This window comes from Rhizobium sp. Rhizsp42, from assembly GCF_047304155.1.
Taxonomy (GTDB): Bacteria; Pseudomonadota; Alphaproteobacteria; order Rhizobiales; family Rhizobiaceae; genus Rhizobium.
Genome location: NZ_JBGLYS010000002.1, coordinates 265,667 through 281,926 on the forward strand (window position 1 = coordinate 265,667; position 16,260 = coordinate 281,926).

Below are 16,260 nucleotides of genomic sequence, written 5' to 3' on the forward strand. Positions count from 1 at the left end.
CGCTGATATGCAGCAAAAGACAAGAATTTGCGGCAGCCTATGGAGGACGACAGTTGTTGGATGACACGGAGAAGCAGCCGGTACACAAGCGAGGCTACGGCGTCTCGACGGTCTATGAAACCCTGCGCAACGAGATCATCGAGCTCAAGCTGGCGCCCGGCAGCCCCGTGGACGAGCAGCAGCTTTCGGACCGTTTTTCGCTGTCGCGCACCCCTATCCGCGAGGCGCTGGTGCGGCTGGCGGCCGAGGGCCTGATCACCACACTCACCAATCGCACAACAATTGTCTCCAACATCGACTTTCTCGGGTTGGGCGAATTCTTCGATGCGCTGACGCTGATGTACCGCGTGACGACGCGGCTCGCGGCAGCCAATCATCAGCCATCCGACATCGACGGCATCCGGGCGCTGCAGCTGCAATTCCAGACCGCCGTCGAGGCGCGCGACGTGCTGGGGATGATCGCCACCAACCGCGATTTCCACGTCGCCATCGCCGAGGCCGGCCGCAACCGCTATTACACGGACCTCTTCACGCGATTGCTCGACCAGGGCCGCAGGATCCTCAGGCTCTACTATTCGTCCTTCAACGACGTGCTACCACGCCAATATGTTGGCGAGCACGAGGACATGATCCAAGCGATCATCAATCGTGACATCGACGGTGCCGATAAGCTTGCCGCCGCCCATGCCGACCAGATCGTCAGCCAGATCCGCTCCTACATCACCGCCGACAACCGGCAGACCGCACGGTTGCCGCTCTAACTCTCACAGCGATCCTCTCTTGTATTTTTATTGTCGACACGAAGTCGGCATGATGATAGATACGGCTTCAGCAAATGGGCGGAGCTTTCTTCTGGCCTCGTTCGGCGATCAAAAGAGGAAAAACAGATGGCAGATTCAGTTTTCAAAGGTTGCATCCCGGCGCTGATGACGCCGTGCAATCCCGACCGCAGCCCGAACTTCGACGCGCTGGTGGAAAAAGGTAAGGAACTCGTAGCGGCTGGTATGTCCGGCGTCGTCTATTGCGGCTCGATGGGAGATTGGCCGCTTTTGACCGACGAACAGCGGCAGGAAGGCGTCAAGCGGCTTGCGGAAGCGGGCGTCCCTGTCGTCGTCGGCACCGGTGCGATCAACACGCGGTCGGCCGTCAGCCATGCCGCGCACGCCGCCAAGGTCGGTGCCAAGGGCCTGATGGTTATCCCGCGCGTCCTGTCGCGTGGCTCTTCCGTCGCAGCACAACGTGATCATTTCTCGGCCGTGCTCGCCGCCGGCAAGGACCTGCCCGCCGTCATCTACAACAGCCCGTACTACGGCTTCGCGACGCGCGCGGACCTGTTCTTCGACCTGCGCTCGCGCTTCTCCAACCTTGTCGGCTTCAAGGAATTCGGCGGCAAGGCTGATATGACCTATGCGGCCGAAAACATCACCGCCGGCGATGACGCGCTGACCCTGATGGTCGGCGTCGACACGGGCGTCTACCACGGCTTCGTCAATTGCGGCGCCGGCGGCGCGATCACCGGCATCGGCAACGCGCTTCCCAAGGAAGTGCTGCACCTCGTCTCGCTCTGCGAGAAGGCCGCCAAGGGCGATGCCCAGGCACGCCGCGATGCGCGCGAACTGGAAGAAGCGCTGATGGTGCTCTCGACCTATGACGAAGGCCCGGATCTCGTGCTGCACTACAAGTATCTCTTGGTGCTGAACGGCGACGACCGCTATTCGCTGCATTTCAACGAGAGCGACAAGCTTAGCGCCTCGCAGCGTCGCCATCTCGAGAAGCAGTACGAACTCTTCCGCAACTGGTACGCCTCGCGCTACCCGACGGCTGCCTGAGTTTCACGACAACAGCATAAGCGCCGGCCAATCGCGTGGCCGGCGTAATTGTTATCTGGATCGGGCTACGTTTGACGCTTGGTTGCCCAGGCCCGCTCGACAGCCGATTTCAGTTCCGTCTCGGAATAGGGCTTGCGCAGCAGGAAGGCCTTGGCGGGAGCGCCAGCCGGCAGACTGTGTTCGCCCGTCGCGAACACGACGGCGACGTCTGGATGCAGACGAAGCACGGCAACGGCAAGGTCGATGCCGCTTATATCGGGCAAGCCGATATCCGCGACCAGCACGTCGATCTCGTTCGCCTGCAGGAATTCCAGCGCCTCCGCGCCATCCGCCGCTTCCGTCACCTGATGCCCCAGATCGAGCAGCATTTCGGCCGTGTTGGAGCGGATCAGGAAATCGTCCTCGACAAGCAGGATTCGCGGCCCTACCACCGCAACGGGCTGATCGATCGGCGCCGTGTTTCGCGGCGACGACGCCTGGCTGATCCGCTTCTGGTTGGCGATCACATGCCGAAGCCGGCGCGCCAGCGCCTCTCTCGTATAGGGCTTCGATAGCAACTCGACGCCGGGGTCGAGCCTTCCACCGTGCACGATCGAGTTTTCCGTGTAGCCTGACGTGAAGAGCACCGCCACGCCGGGTAGCCGCTCCTTCGCGCGGCGCGCCATCTCACTGCTCTTCAGCGGTCCGGGCATGACCACGTCGGTGAAGATCACGTCGATCTGCATGCCACTTTCGATGACATTCAGCCCGGCCTGCGCGTCCTTGGCGGTCAATACGCTGTAGCCGAGATCGGACAGCGTCTCGACAACGATCGAGCGGACTTCCTCGTCATCCTCGACCACAAGCACCGTTTCAGTGCCGCCGACCACCGGCCCGCCATGGACGGTCACCTCACGGTCCTCGTCGGCCACCGAACGCGGCAGATAGATGCGCACCGTCGTTCCCTGATCCACCTCGCTGTAGATCTTCACATGTCCGCCCGACTGCTTGACGAAGCCGTAGACCATGGACAGCCCAAGCCCCGTTCCCTTGCCCTCGGGCTTGGTAGAGAAGAACGGCTCGAACACCTTGTTCAAGATATCAGGCGACATGCCCGTGCCGGTATCGGTGACCGCGAGCATCACATACTGGCCCGGCATCACCTCCTGGTGGCTGCGCGCATATTCCTGGTCGAGTGCAGCGTTGCCCATCTCGATCGTCAGCTTGCCGGAACCGCTCATCGCGTCGCGCGCGTTGATCGCCAGGTTGAGCAGCGCGTTTTCCACCTGCGTGGGGTCGGCATAGGTGTTCCACAGCCCGCCGCTGGTGATGACCTCGATCTCGACCGCTTCGCCGAGCGAACGCCTCAACAGATCGTCCATGCCGCTAATGAAGCGGGCGATGTTGATCACCCGAGGCTCCAGAGCCTGCCGGCGGCCGAAGGCGAGCAGCTGGCTTGCGAGCTTCGCGCCGCGATTGACGCCGGCCAGCGCATTGGCCAAGCGCCGCTCCGCCCGCTCATTGCCCATCAGGTCCTTGGACAGGAGTTGCAGGTTGCCGGAGACCACCTGCAGCAGATTGTTGAAGTCATGCGCCACACCGCCCGTCAGCTGGCCGATCGCTTCCATCTTCTGCGCCTGCTGCAGCGCGCGCTCGGTCTGGTGGCGCTCGGCGATCTCGGCTTCGACCCGTGCCTCAAGGCTTTCGTTGAGCTGCCGCAGCTGCTCCTCGGCCCGCACGCGATGGCGAACCTGCCGTTCGAGGCTGGTGGCGTGCTCCTGAAGGCTGGCCTCGGCCTCGCGCTGCTCGGTGATATCGGTGTGAACGCCGACCCATTCCTCGATTTCGCCCGAAGCGTCGAAGATCGGAACGCCGCGAATGGCGAACGTCCTGTAGACGCCATCGGCGCGCCGCACCCTATGCTCGTGGACATAGGTCGATTTCGCCGCGACCGCAGCCTTCCAGCTCTCGACCGAGCCTTCCTGGTCATCCGGGTGAACGGCGTCCGCCCAGCCGTAACCCTGATAGCTCTCGAAAGGTTGCCCCGTCAGCGCCGACCATGCCGGCTGCTCGCCGAGCATGCGTCCGTCAGCGGCGTTCGTCCAGATCACCCCGTGAACGGCGTTCACCGCCGCGCGGAAGCGGCCATTGCTCCGCTGCAGGGCGACTTCGGAGCGCTTGCGATCCTCGATGTCGATCATCACCACGTAGATGCCTTCGACATCGCCGCTGGATGTTCGCCGCGGTACGTAGCGTATCTCGACGTTGCGGTCGGTTCCATCAGGCCGGACGATCGATGTGTCGGTGATGATGCGGTCGCCGGCCATCGCCTGCTCGACCAGCGGGAGGCGTGTCTGGTAGCTCGCCTGGCCGATCACCTCGGACACATGCTTGCCGACGACATCGGCAGCATCCAGGCCGAACCATTCCATGTAGCCCTGATTGGCGAAGCGGTAGATATGGCCGCGATCGATGAAACCGACGAGGATGGGGAGCGCATCCGTCAGCCGTTTCAGCTCCTCGCGGCTTTCCGCGAGCTCAGCCACCGCTTTCACCTTGTCGGTGTTTTCAAGCACGGTGCAGAGAACACCGTTCACCTTGCCGTCGTCATCATAGATCGGCGTGTAGAACAGGTCGAAAACGACTTCCTCAGGGACGCCGTGGCGATGCAGGACCATCTTCTGGTCGCGGTAGGACTGGACTTCGCCGCGGAAGCCGGCCTCGAGAATCTTGCTGTTCCAATCCCAGATCTCCGGCCAGATGCCGGGAACCGTCGCGCCAAGCGCGCGCGGATGATAATTGCCGGCAATTTCCACATAGCCGTCGTTATAGATCATCACATGATCATCGCCCCACATCAGCACCTGCGGGATGGGCGAATTGACGATCGAATTGACCTTGATTCTCAGGTTCTGCGGCCACGCGCTGATCGGGCCAAGCGAGGTTGCCGCCCAATCGAAACGGCGAACGAGTTCTCCGGTTTCGCCGCCACCGATGGGCCAATGGCCGGACGTGAACTGATAAGTCATAAAGCCACCAAATGAACCAGAAATTCTCTTGTTTCATAGGGGACGGGAATGGCCCTGTCCATGGCGCTGGGGCGAGAACAAGCGCCCCGGCAGACATAATATGCTGGCGCTGACACGCGCCGGAAAACCGCAAAATGTAGAAGCTGATATGACGGCCGCTGGAGTTGCACTTCGGTTGCCATAAGCAGAAAAAAGACAGGCGGCGCGATCACCGGCTTTTTCATTTAAGTTGACGCTGCTATGGGAGCATGATGTCGTCCGTTAGAACGAGGAAACAGGCGAGATGAGCGATAACGTCATCCAGTTCCGCAAGCCCGCGCCGCAGAAGACGCCGAAGCCGCCACGCCCATGGCTGCGCAAGCTGATCTCGATCGTCGTGGTGATCGCTGCCTTTGTCGCGGCCTGGATCTATTTCACGCTGGCTGGCTGATCCGGCCGCCCCGCACGACGCATTTAAGATTCGACCGCATTAAAACGACAACGGCTGGAGAGCGAAACAAATCGCCCTCCAGCCGTTGTCGCAAATACGGTCAGCTTACCACTTCTTAGCAAGCTTGAAGGTGAAGGTCCGGGCATCGCCGTAGCCGCAGGCGCCGTTGGTGCGGCAAGCCTCGACATATTCCTTGTCGAACAGGTTGGCGACGTTGAGCGATGCCGTCCAGTTTTCCTTTTCGTAACGGATCGCCGCATCGAACACGGTCGATTCCGGAACGCGAAGCGTGTTGGCTTCATCCGCCCAGGAACGGCCCTTGTGGCGAACGCCGGCGCCGAGGCTAAGGCCTTCAAGCGGACCGTTCGTCACCGTGTAATCGACCCACATGGACGCCGTGTAGTCAGGCACGACGTAAGGCGTCTTGCCGATCAGGCCGGGGTTCGGATCATTCTGGATGACGGTGACATCGGTCGCAGCGAAGGCGCCGAGCAGCTTCCAGTTATCGTCGATATTGACCTTGGCCTCGAGCTCGAAGCCCTTCGATTCCACTTCGCCGAGCTGGTCCGTCCACGGCGCGACCGGGATCGAAACAGAGTTGTTGCGCTTGTTGATGTGGAAGACGGAGGCGGTGAAGGACGCATCCATGAAGGTCGGCTCATACTTGATACCGGCCTCATACTGTTCGCCCTCTTCCGGCTTCAGCGGTCCGTGTCCGCCACGGCCGACCAGCGGGTTGAAGAAGGTCGCGGCACTGACATAGGGCGTCAGGCCATTGTCGAACTCGTAAGCGAGACCCGCGCGACCACTCCAGGCGCCGTCGGATTTGTCGAAGCTCTTGGACGCATCCAGGCGGTCGGTGAAGTCGGTGTTGACGTAATCGTAGCGGCCGTTGAGCGTTGCCAGCCAGCCATCGCCGAAATGGACTTGGTCCTGAGCATAGACGCCCAGCTGATTCATCGTGACGTCTTCGCTGTAAAGCGCTCCGGGCGTCGGCTGGGGCTGGCCATAGATCGGGTTCAGCACGTCAAGATTGCCGTTGTAGGGCTGGGCCGGGTAGCCTGCGCCGAAGACGGAATTCTGCACGTTGTCGATGCGGTACAGCCGGTAATCAACACCAACCATCACCTTGTGCTCAGTGGCACCGAGGTCGAACGTGTTTTCGATGCGATTATCCCAGGCCAATGTATTGACCCCGGTGTCGCCCTCGAAGTTGAGGCGCTGGAGTTCCGTCTGGCTGGCATAGAGCGAGGGATAGACAAGGTACTCATATTTATCGAGATGGCCGTAGCGGGCATTCGATGAGTATTTCCAGCCGCCTTCGAACTCGTGCTCGAATTCGTAGCCGATCATCTGCTGATCATAACGCCCCGTATCCAAATCCGGCTCGCCTGGGAAGAAGCGGCGCGAAATCTTGCCGATACCCGGCCTGTCAACGACCGTGCCTTCGTAAGGCAGGAAGCCGTTGCCTGTGTGAACCTGATCGAGACCACCGGCATAGGCCCAGACGGTCAGTCTCGTGGTGTCATCCGGCGAGATGGTGAGCTGCGGCATGACGAAGCCGCGCAGGTCATGCGTGTAATCGGTATAGCCGTCGCCGCCGGCGATCTTGCCGGTCAGGCGATAGGTCATCGTATCACTCGACCCGACCTTGTCGGAAACGTCGAAGCCGGTGAAAGCGTTGCCGTTCGAGTTGATGCCGATCTCGGTATAATAGAGCGGATCGTCGGTCGGACGCTTCCTGATCATGTCGATGATGCCGCCGGCATTAGCGCCGCCGTAGAGAACCGAAGCCGGCCCCTTCAGGACGTCGACGCGCTCCAACATGAAGGGGTCGATCTGGAAATTGCCGAAGCCATAGGAAAACAGGTTGAGGCCATCGAGATAGATGCCGCTCTGCCCGGCATCGAAACCACGGATGTAGAACCAGTCGGTATCCGGATCGGTGCCGAAGGTCTGCGTGGCGACGCCCGCCGTGTAACGCAGGGCCTCATCTACCTTGTTGACGACAGCGCGATCATCGAGCTCCTGGCGACCGACGACGGAGACGGACTGCGGTATTTCGTTGATTGGGGTATCCGTCTTCGAGCCCGCCGTGCTCTTCTTGGCCACATAGCCCTTCACGGGGCCGGTTGCCTCGCTGGCTCCGTCAGCCGCCGCAGTTCCGGCGCCCTGGATGACGACGGGCTTCAGCTCGGTCGCATCCTGCGCGACCGCGAATGTGGCGCTCGCGCCGAAGATGGCGACACCCGCCAGAAGCTTTGCCTTGAAGATCACGCGGTCTGCTCTCGCACCCATATTTATTGTCACCCTACTCACGCCACCGTCGTCCCAACGGCCCGGCCAACATCACGAATAAGGTGAGTGATTAACTCAATTTTAACGGCCCAGCTTGTCGCGATCCCGGACGAATTGAATGTTTTTGGGCAATTTTTCAACGCGCGGCCAAACGCTCACATTGTGTGTCGTTCAGGCAACGCGGGCCTTCTTCCAGGTGGCGGGCGTCGTGCCGATGTTCTTGCGGAAGACGCGCGTGAAATGCGCCTGATCCGAGAAACCGGTCTCGGCGGCGATGACCATAAGCGGCTGGTCGCCGTGCAGCAGGAGCTCTTTCGCACGCTCCAGCCGGGCGTTCATCTGCCACTGATGCGGCGCCATGCCGGTGGAGGCCTTGAAGGCGTGGCTGAAGTGAGATTGCGAGAGCCCGGCCAGCGTTGCAAGCTCTTCCAGCCGGATATTGCGCATGCAATTCTCGGTGATGAAATCCGTTGCCTTGCGCAACTGCCATGAAGCGAGCTTGCTGCGCTTGCGCACCTCGCTCTTGCCAAGCTTCATCACGTCTATGATCAGCGCCAGTGCTAGACCATCGCCATAGAGATCGTGCAGCGGCGCCGGGTTCATGCATTCGGCCGCGATCATGCGCGACAGCGTCAGCACGCGCTCGTCGGAAAACAGCAAGCGTGGGCTCGTCAGCCGATCGGGATCGAGCTCCTCCATCAACCGGCGCGCCACGATCTCGGCGTCGAAATGCAGATCGAGATGCCGAAGAAACTGCACGTTCTTCAGATTGGCCCAGAGCTCCATTCCCGCAGGCACATAGGAAATCGGCTGGTTCTCGTCCTCTTCCGCGGCGCCCGCGCCCTTCGAGCTCAGCTTCATCGTCGAACGGCCGGCGCCATTCATATCGAGCAGGATGAAAAGCCTGGGGTCATTGGACACATAATAGCCACCGGCATAGGGCGCGCATTCCACATCCCAAACATCCGCAACGATGCCGTTCCATGATCGCCTGTGAAGGCCGCCGACGACGGAGAAACCTTCGATCTTGTTCTGCATGCGGGGTTGAAATGTCATGGATGGGGCGCACTATACCTTCTTGATAAACTCAAGTTTATGGCAAGCGCTGATATAACGCAATCCCGCGCTAAAAAAGCCCCCACATTTTAAGGGCCGCAGTGTCTGTATCGGCTCGTTCAACCCTTGCGGATGGACCCGCGCCAGATGAGTTCGGCTTTCAAGCGAACCGAATGAGCCTCCTCCGGCTCGTCCTCATGGCCACCCGAGGCGAGCCATTTCACCGCTTGCGTGGCGATCGCCATGACCGGCTGCGCGAAGGTCGTGAGATTGAAGGACGACCACGAAGCCTGCTCGATATCGTCGAAGCCGGCAACGCACAGCTGATCCGGGATCGACAGTCCGAACTGGTGGCGAGCGGCATCCATGAAACCGCAGGCGAGCAGATCGGTCGCGCAGAACACGCCATCCGGCCGCTCAGCGCGCGTCAGCATGCGCTGCGCGAGCACACGGCCCGCCTCGTATCCCGTCGATCCATAGCGCTCGACGATAACCTCGAGACCGAGCTTCGTGGCGGCGGCGATAAAGCCGCGCTCGCGACCCATCAGGCTTGGCGTCCCCGCTTCGGAATTCGCGAAGGCGAGCGTTTTGCACCCCGCGCGCACGAATGCGGTCGCGATCTTGCCGCCGGACTCATAGTCGTCGAGGTTGATCTTCAACGGACCCGGCTGATCGTCGTCGCGGTTGATCAGCACTAGGCGCTGACCGCTGCGGAGGCAGAGCTGGGTGATGGATTTGTCCGGCAGGCCGGAGAGAATGATCGACGCATCGGCCCGGTAGCGGATCGCCTGCTGCAAAGCGCGGTCGACGCTGCCATCCGAGCGATCGGTATTGACGAACATCGCAACCTTGCCTGCGTTCTGCAGCTGGATGGTCAGTTCCCGCAAAAGCGCCGAGCGATAGGGCGTCGCGACATCGGACACGATCAGGCACACGATGCCGCTCTCGTTGCGCATCAGGCCACGTGCCAGATGATTGACGTGATAGCCAAGCGCTTCGGCCGCTTCCAGAACGCGCCTGCGGGTATCGGCGGAAACGCTCGCTCCCGGCGTGAAGGTTCGCGATACGGCGGAACGCGACACCCCTGCCCTCTCGGCAACTTCCTGCGCGCTGACGAATAATTTAGACGGCATGGCGATCCTTTTGCTGCACGCACCTTTGCATCGAGTTGCACTTGCGTGCAATCCGTAACGACCTCAGCCAATATGAAGTTTTCATGACGAATATTGACATCGAGCGCGGCGAAGTGTTCGCTTTGCACGCGCTTGCAACAGTACCCCAAGCGGCTTGCAAGCGCGACTTTCAGCGGCTGTATCCAGCCATCGTTTCCGATAAAGGACATGTTGCGATGACATTGCGCGTTATTCCAGGGCTCGAAGCTCGTCTGGCCCTAGCCGAGGCCGTTGCCCGCGAGGCAGGCGCCGTGGCGCTCGACTACTTCAAGCGTCGCGACACGCTGGTGATTGAGACGAAGCGCGACCCGCAGGACGTGGTGTCGATCGCCGACCGGGAGGTCGAGAATTTGATCCGTGCACGGTTCGCGGAAGCCTATCCCGGAGATGGCGTTCTCGGCGAGGAGTATGGTCTCACACTAGGTACGTCGGGCTTCACCTGGGTGATCGATCCTATCGACGGCACCAGTCCCTTCGTCAACGGCATGCCGAACTGGTGCGTCTCGATCGGCCTGCTGCACGACGATGTGCCTGTCGTCGGCGTCATCGCCTCGCCTTGCCATGATGAGGTCTACGCCGCTGCCCTCGGCATGGGCGCGACCTTGAACGGCAAAAAGCTCGAGCTCAGCCCCGAACGCAATATCCGCAACGCGGTGACCGGTATCGGCGCGAACAGCCATGTTTCGCCCGCCACGGTCGCCAAGATGGTCGAGGAACTGCTGGACGCAGGCGGCAATTTCATTCGAAACGGCTCCGGCGCGCTCATGCTCGCCTATGTCGCCGCTGGCCGCCTCGTCGGATATTACGAGCCCTACATGCACGCCTGGGACTGCCTGGCCGGATATTGCCTGGTCAAGGAAGCCGGCGGCTGGTTCCATCCCTTCCCGGCCAACGGCGAGGGATTGACCAAGGGTGCCAAGGTGCTCGCGGCGGGACCCGGCGCTATCGACGATCTCCGCAAGATCGCTGACGTCTAAGTACGCTCGCCGCGGCGATCGGTTTGAGAACAGGAGCGACATCGCGCCTCTCGTCCCGCGCGATTTTGCAACCTATATATATGTCAAAGATTGCCGGCGATCCGCGCCGGCTGAACGGAGACATGTATGAGCCGAGATCCGTACGAGCTTCTGGGCGTCAAGAAGGACGCTACGCAAAAAGAAATCCAGAGCGCGTTCCGCAAGCTCGCGAAGAAACTGCATCCCGACCTGAACCCCGGCGACAAGCAGGCCGAGGACCGGTTCAAGGAAATCTCCGCCGCTTACGAGATCGTCGGCGACGAGGACAAGCGCAAGCGCTTCGACAGAGGCGAGATCGACATGACAGGCGCCGAGCAGGCGCAGCGCAACTATTATCGCGACTACGCCTCGCAGGCCGGCGCCGGCGGTCGCTATCAGAACAATGCCGGCTTCGCCGACTTCGGCGACAGCGACGACATATTCTCAAGCTTCTTCTCCGGACGCGGACGCGGCGGTGGGCAATTCCGCTCGCAGGGGCAGAACCGGCAATATTCAATGGAAGTCGATTTTCTCGACGCCATCAACGGCACCAAGACGCAGATACGCCTGCCGGATGGCCCTGCACTCGACTTGCAGATCCCGGCCGGAACCCGCGACGGCCAGACGCTGCGCCTGAAGGGAAAGGGCGAGCCGGGGATCGGCGGCGGTCCGCCGGGAGACGCGCTGGTGGAGATCCGCGTTCGCCCGCACAAGTTCTATGTTCGCGATGGCGATGACATCCGCATCGATCTACCGATATCGCTGTCCGAGGCGGTGCTCGGCGGCAAGGTGCGTGTGCCGACGCCATCGGGCGCGGTCAATCTGACGCTGCCCGCGAATTCCAGCACCGGCAAGGTCTTGCGCCTGAAGGGCAAGGGCGCGCCAAAGCGCGGTGGCGGCGCCGGCGATATCTATGTGTCTCTGAAAGTCGTCTTGCCGGATGAGCCAGACCCGAAGCTTGCCGAATTCATGAGCGAGTGGACGCCGGCCAATCCGCAGAATCCGAGAAAAGGCATGGAGGAGTAGCCATGAATGATCTTGAATTCCGCCGAACCCTGAAGATCGACGTGACCGTGGTGGACGTGTGGATCGAGCAGGGCTGGCTGATCCCCGAAGCCCATGACGGCGATCGCGAGTTCCGCGACGACGACGTGGCGCGGGCGCGGCTGATCCTCGACCTCACCCGCGACATGGGCGTCAACGAAGCCGGCGTCGATCTCATCATGGATCTCGTCGACCAGATACACGGGCTGCGCGGCACCGTCCGTGACATGCTTGGCGCCATGGAGCAGCAAGACGACGACGTCCGCCGCCGACTGCGCCGCAAGCTCGACGCGCTTTCCACGCGAGCAGGCTGAGCGGCGCCGGCTTGCGGGCGATGCTGCCCGAGAACGAAGGAGACCCGACTTGAGCAACGATCCCGGCTCCCACGACGCCGATCATTCCCATGGCCCCATCGACTGGCGCGAACACGGCGTGAAGGTCATCCCGGGCAATGCGCTCGATCCGAACACTGCGCAGACCCCGGGCATGAACCGCGCGACGGCGATCAACAATGCCCGCGCCGGCGCTGAGAAGATCTGGGCCGGTACGGTGACAATCCACGCCAACGCGAAGACCGGCGCGCACCATCATGGCGATGTCGAAAGCATCATTTATGTCGTGAAGGGCAAGGCGCGCATGCGCTGGGGCGAAAACCTCGAGTATACCGCCGAGGCTGGGCCCGGCGACTTCATTTTCGTGCCGCCTTACGTGCCGCATCAGGAGATCAATGCGAGCCAAAACGAGACGCTGGAATGCGTCCTCGTCCGGTCCGGGCAGGAGCCTGTGGTGGTCAATCTCGATATTGAACCGGTTGAAAAGCCGGAAGACGTTCGGTGGATCGATCCGATACACAAATAATCCACTCTCGGTAGTGTGCTAATGAAGAATTGATCGACGGCCGCTCCCGCAAATTTCTTCAGATAAATCTCTCGTCCAGGCGAAGCGATGCATCGATCCCCGCGCTCGAAATTTGCGAGAAAACGACAGCCGGATTCATGTTTTCATCCAGCACCTTACGTCAAAAGCACTGCTCAGCAGGGACTCTCACCAACCGGCGCGAACAAATGCAGACCACAACAATAAGTTCAGCGACCACTAATCCAATCGTCAATTCGCCGCGTACACCGTTTTGTTACCGCGCGGAAAAGCCCTGAAAGGAACGTTCCCAGCGGATATAACGGCCTTCGATGCTAATCTCAAATTCCGGCGATTTATCTACCGGAGGATGTATATAAGCCCCGTTTGGTCAGATTGAACTGGAATACTTACTTATGATTGCATTCGACGTCACATAAATTTGCTGGTCCAAGCGCTGTTTTCAGTTGAAAGTCAGGGTCTTCAGGCACATGAGTTGGCGGGAATAAAAATGGGCGGCACAATTGATCCGTTCAAATATCTTGGTAAGGTTGCCGCAGGGAATAATAAGCACGCCGCACTGGCGTTAGAAGGATAAGGCCATGAAAGAAGCTCCGCATACCGTCGACGTCCACGTAGGCAAGACGATCCGCATCAAGCGCCTGATGCGCAAGGTTTCGCAGACCGAACTGGGTGATCGCGTCGGCGTCACCTTCCAGCAGATTCAGAAATACGAGAAGGGCTCGAACCGCGTTTCGGCAAGCATGCTCGTTGAAATCGCCGGTGCGCTCGATGTCGACGTCCGCTCATTCTTCGAAGACATTTCGGCCAACGCCAACGACAATCCTACCCCGAGCGACGAATTCGTCGTATCGCGCGACGGCGTGCTCCTGAACGCTGCCTTCCTGTCGATCAAGAACGAGCAGGTTCGCAAGAAGATCGTCAAGCTGGTGCAGGCGATTGCCGGCATGGAGCAGATCGAAAGCGAAGCCGCCGAGTAAGCGGCTTCGCGGATACCATAGCGATTAGTGGCGTTCCAGGACGACGAGGTTTTCTCGTGCGTCTTTCATTGCCACTTTCGTCTTGGTACCGATCAGCTTTTCCAGATTCACGTCCAGCTCACGCTCCGGGTCGATTCCATCCCAATCGATGACGACCTGCAGCAGAGCCATGTTTGTCAGATGCGTCAGGTTGTTCAACTTGAGCTTCTGCGCTTCGTCCTTCGCGGCCGACAGCAAGCGGAAAATCCTCGCGTATTCGCTTCCGCTTCCCTCGTCCATCGTCTGAATGTTCATCTCGTCCGCTCCGCCTCTCTGAGATGCCCCAAACACCACTTTGGGGCTCCAGTGCTTCCATCATTCAGGCGTGGCGTTATTAGAGCGTTACAGGCGTTACCGGGGTGCTGATTTCCGCATGCAGCAACTCCCAGTGTGACGTTGCCGCGAAGCCCCAGCTGCGCTTTCCAGCGGTGAATTTCACGCTTTCGAGGTAATCCAGAACCATATCGGCATCGGCGCGTTTGCGCTCGATCTTGTTCGCGCGAATCAATTTCACGATTTCCTTGGCGCGCGCGGCGTTTTCGAAAGCGCAGCGTTCCACCGCCTTCGGATAGGTCCGCTCGGAGAAATGCAGCGCGCGGCCCGACAGAAGAAGCTTCTTGTATTCCCCCGACAAGAACAGGCCTTGCCTGTTCAGCGCGTCGATGGTCGGCTGATAATCGACCCACGGAACGGAGAGCGGCAGCCAGCCCAGCTCTGCCGGTGCGTGAACCAGCGCAACGGCCTCATCGTCGATGAGCCGGCCGTCAGCGTAATCGTCATAGATCGAGCCGATGCCCACCATGCCGAACGCCGAGCACTCGGCGGCTCTGAGCGCGCCCATGCTGGCGCCGCCGGCGACGACAACGTTTTGCTCAAGCGCGAAGAGGATTTCCTTGTGCCAGACGGACGGCATCTCGCCGAAATAGCCATCAACGATGCCAATGGCGCGGGCGCCATCGCGCACCGCCTGCAGGATATCGCCTCGCGCGGCTGGCCCGCGAAACTCGATCGACGGATGCTCCGCCTGAAGCCTGTCGAGATCCCGGCCGAAGCTTGGTCCTGCGAAAATTACTCTCATGCCTGGGCTCCCTGCATGGCGCCGATCGCGCGCAAGCCAAGTTGAATGAATTCGCCGCTGACATCGACCTCGAGACCGGGCACGATGACGCGAACGACGGAGACCGGAAGGCGCGGATGCGGGATCGGCACGGCCACGACCTGTTCGATACCCCGCGCACGCAGCCGATCCAGAATGTGACGGATGGTCTGCTGGATGCTGCGCTTGGCAGGCTCGGCAAAGCGCGGCGCCACCGGCGTCTCGTCGCAGAGCTCGATCAGCTGTTGCATCGGTCCGTCGCCATCAAGGCGCTGGTAGACGCGCGGCGTGAAGTCGTCACGGCTGCCGGCAATCGCCGTCAACCGGCTCTGCGCTGCCTCGGTGATGGCGCGCAGCGCCGCGCGGACAGGATCCGGATGGCAACCGCAGCCGCCACAGACATTCGTCCAGCGCGCATCCACGCGGTCGCCGAGGTCGCCGGGAACGATGACGGCAAGGAAGCTCGGCACGCCGATATCGGTCGTCATGTCGAGAAGCAAAAGCCGCATGCCGGCGCGGGCGATGCGGTCGGTAATGATGTCGATGACGGAATCGCCGAACCCGGCCGGATCGATGCGCGAACCGCGCAGTTCATCGAAGGGGCGAAGCTGCGTCAGCGCCCATGCGTCGCGCTCGACCAGTTCGCACAGGCCGTGTAGCACGGCTTCGGCAGGACGATTGCCCGATGCCAGGCCGTCGCTGGACTGCTCGAAGCCAGAAGGGCGCGTGCCACGATGGTCGAGGCCGACAAGCGACCACGGCACGAAAACCGGCCTGTCGTTCATGATGTCGAGGCCTTCGCTCCAGGCGAGCGGGCCAGTATCAATGTCCGACGGCACGCAGCGCGCGACGGAATCGAGATCGATCAGCGGCGCCCGCTCGGCCTTCATGCCGGCGAGCGTGGCGATGACCAGATCATCCGGCTGCATTTCGGCAACCCGGGTTTCGACCGCTTCCATGGCAGCCGAGGTCATCGCGGCTTCCTCGTCGATGCCTTTCCCCTGGAAGACTGACAGCGTGTAGCTGTTCGGGCGAGTCGCGAAGGCGACCGGGATTTCAAGAAGATCGAGCGCCGTCAACAAGCCGACGCGCGTTATTCCAAGCTCGGCAAAGTGCGGCTTGATCGCCGCGAATGTCTGTCCAGGCGTCAGGGAGCGGTCGTGGTAGGCACTGACGCCCGCCGCGGAAAGACTTAGATCCCCAGCCAGATCCGTGAGTGCTGCCTGAACAGACATTCGCAAAAACCTCAACGGAACTTCAGAGCGTGAACGATGTTCGCGGTCGCGTTGGTGTCGAGCTGAACGGCGTTCTGCTTCAGGACGGCCTGGGCAGCAGCGGAAAGGCGAACGGTGGACTTGATTGCGTTGGTCATTGTTTTCTCCTTTTGGTGGCAGCATTTGCTGCGAACAGGAGAGACTGTGAACGGCCGGCGTTATT

16 protein-coding genes are annotated in these 16,260 nt (G+C 61.0%); 8 read left to right on the plus strand and 8 right to left on the minus strand.

From position 1 onward, the window contains the following. Nucleotides 1-56: 56 nt before the first annotated feature. Together ACCD05_RS03935 and ACCD05_RS03940 are read left to right on the plus strand one after the other, a co-directional pair. Nucleotides 57-761, plus strand: a complete 705-nt coding sequence (locus ACCD05_RS03935) for a GntR family transcriptional regulator (protein ID WP_112436632.1) — start codon at nucleotides 57-59, stop codon at nucleotides 759-761. 126 nt (nucleotides 762-887) lie between these two features. Further along, the gene (locus tag ACCD05_RS03940; RefSeq protein WP_112436553.1) at nucleotides 888-1,829 is read left to right on the plus strand and encodes a dihydrodipicolinate synthase family protein; all 942 of its coding nucleotides are present in this window, start codon (nucleotides 888-890) and stop codon (nucleotides 1,827-1,829) included. A gap of 65 nt (nucleotides 1,830-1,894) precedes the next feature. On the opposite strand, the gene ACCD05_RS03945 is transcribed toward ACCD05_RS03940, so the two are convergent. Continuing rightward, entirely contained in the window at nucleotides 1,895-4,837 is a 2,943-nt protein-coding gene (locus tag ACCD05_RS03945; protein WP_413391191.1) for a PAS domain-containing protein, read from the minus strand. A gap of 283 nt (nucleotides 4,838-5,120) precedes the next feature. Between ACCD05_RS03945 and ACCD05_RS03950 the strand changes: the two genes are divergently transcribed. After that, nucleotides 5,121-5,267, plus strand: a complete 147-nt coding sequence (locus tag ACCD05_RS03950) for a hypothetical protein (protein ID WP_018896790.1) — start codon at nucleotides 5,121-5,123, stop codon at nucleotides 5,265-5,267. Between the two features lie 105 nt (nucleotides 5,268-5,372). Here ACCD05_RS03950 and ACCD05_RS03955 read toward each other — a convergent pair whose 3' ends face one another. The 3 genes from ACCD05_RS03955 to ACCD05_RS03965 form a co-directional block, all read right to left on the minus strand. Then, a complete protein-coding gene (locus ACCD05_RS03955; RefSeq protein ID WP_112949627.1) occupies nucleotides 5,373-7,565 on the minus strand; it encodes a TonB-dependent siderophore receptor in 2,193 nt (730 codons plus the stop codon). Nucleotides 7,566-7,736: 171 nt separating this feature from the next. Then, nucleotides 7,737-8,621, minus strand: coding sequence for a helix-turn-helix domain-containing protein (locus ACCD05_RS03960; protein ID WP_112436556.1), 885 nt, complete (start codon nucleotides 8,619-8,621; stop codon nucleotides 7,737-7,739). 119 nt (nucleotides 8,622-8,740) lie between these two features. After that, nucleotides 8,741-9,754, minus strand: coding sequence for a substrate-binding domain-containing protein (locus ACCD05_RS03965; protein ID WP_112436557.1), 1,014 nt, complete (start codon nucleotides 9,752-9,754; stop codon nucleotides 8,741-8,743). Nucleotides 9,755-9,969: 215 nt separating this feature from the next. Between ACCD05_RS03965 and ACCD05_RS03970 the strand changes: the two genes are divergently transcribed. The 5 genes from ACCD05_RS03970 to ACCD05_RS03990 all read left to right on the plus strand — a co-directional run bounded on the left by ACCD05_RS03970 (nucleotide 9,970) and on the right by ACCD05_RS03990 (nucleotide 13,688). After that, nucleotides 9,970-10,770 carry an inositol monophosphatase family protein gene (locus tag ACCD05_RS03970; protein WP_112436633.1) on the plus strand — a complete coding sequence of 267 codons (801 nt, stop codon included), beginning with the start codon at nucleotides 9,970-9,972 and terminating at the stop codon, nucleotides 10,768-10,770. A 126-nt stretch (nucleotides 10,771-10,896) separates the two neighbouring features. Continuing rightward, on the plus strand, nucleotides 10,897-11,814 hold the full coding sequence (locus ACCD05_RS03975) for a DnaJ C-terminal domain-containing protein (protein ID WP_112436558.1): 918 nt from the start codon (nucleotides 10,897-10,899) through the stop codon (nucleotides 11,812-11,814). Nucleotides 11,815-11,816: 2 nt separating this feature from the next. Further along, nucleotides 11,817-12,146, plus strand: a complete 330-nt coding sequence (locus ACCD05_RS03980; protein WP_112436559.1) for a chaperone modulator CbpM — start codon at nucleotides 11,817-11,819, stop codon at nucleotides 12,144-12,146. Nucleotides 12,147-12,195: 49 nt separating this feature from the next. Further along, nucleotides 12,196-12,690 (plus strand): cupin domain-containing protein, encoded by a 495-nt coding sequence (locus ACCD05_RS03985; protein WP_112436560.1) that lies wholly within the window; start codon nucleotides 12,196-12,198, stop codon nucleotides 12,688-12,690. 599 nt (nucleotides 12,691-13,289) lie between these two features. Then, nucleotides 13,290-13,688: a helix-turn-helix domain-containing protein gene (locus ACCD05_RS03990; RefSeq protein ID WP_018896782.1), complete on the plus strand. Its 399-nt coding sequence runs from the start codon at nucleotides 13,290-13,292 to the stop codon at nucleotides 13,686-13,688. Nucleotides 13,689-13,712: 24 nt separating this feature from the next. On the opposite strand, the gene ACCD05_RS03995 is transcribed toward ACCD05_RS03990, so the two are convergent. The 4 genes from ACCD05_RS03995 to ACCD05_RS04010 all read right to left on the minus strand — a co-directional run bounded on the left by ACCD05_RS03995 (nucleotide 13,713) and on the right by ACCD05_RS04010 (nucleotide 16,195). After that, nucleotides 13,713-13,982 carry a hypothetical protein gene (locus ACCD05_RS03995; protein WP_018896781.1) on the minus strand — a complete coding sequence of 90 codons (270 nt, stop codon included), beginning with the start codon at nucleotides 13,980-13,982 and terminating at the stop codon, nucleotides 13,713-13,715. Nucleotides 13,983-14,061: 79 nt separating this feature from the next. Next, on the minus strand, nucleotides 14,062-14,805 hold the full coding sequence (locus tag ACCD05_RS04000; RefSeq protein WP_112436561.1) for a TfuA-like protein: 744 nt from the start codon (nucleotides 14,803-14,805) through the stop codon (nucleotides 14,062-14,064). Then, nucleotides 14,802-16,058 carry a YcaO-like family protein gene (locus ACCD05_RS04005; protein ID WP_112436562.1) on the minus strand — a complete coding sequence of 419 codons (1,257 nt, stop codon included), beginning with the start codon at nucleotides 16,056-16,058 and terminating at the stop codon, nucleotides 14,802-14,804. Before ACCD05_RS04005 ends, ACCD05_RS04000 begins: the two co-directional genes overlap by 4 nt. Nucleotides 16,059-16,069: 11 nt before the next feature. Then, entirely contained in the window at nucleotides 16,070-16,195 is a 126-nt protein-coding gene (locus ACCD05_RS04010) for a hypothetical protein (protein ID WP_280637067.1), read from the minus strand. Between the last annotated feature and the right edge of the window lie 65 nt (nucleotides 16,196-16,260).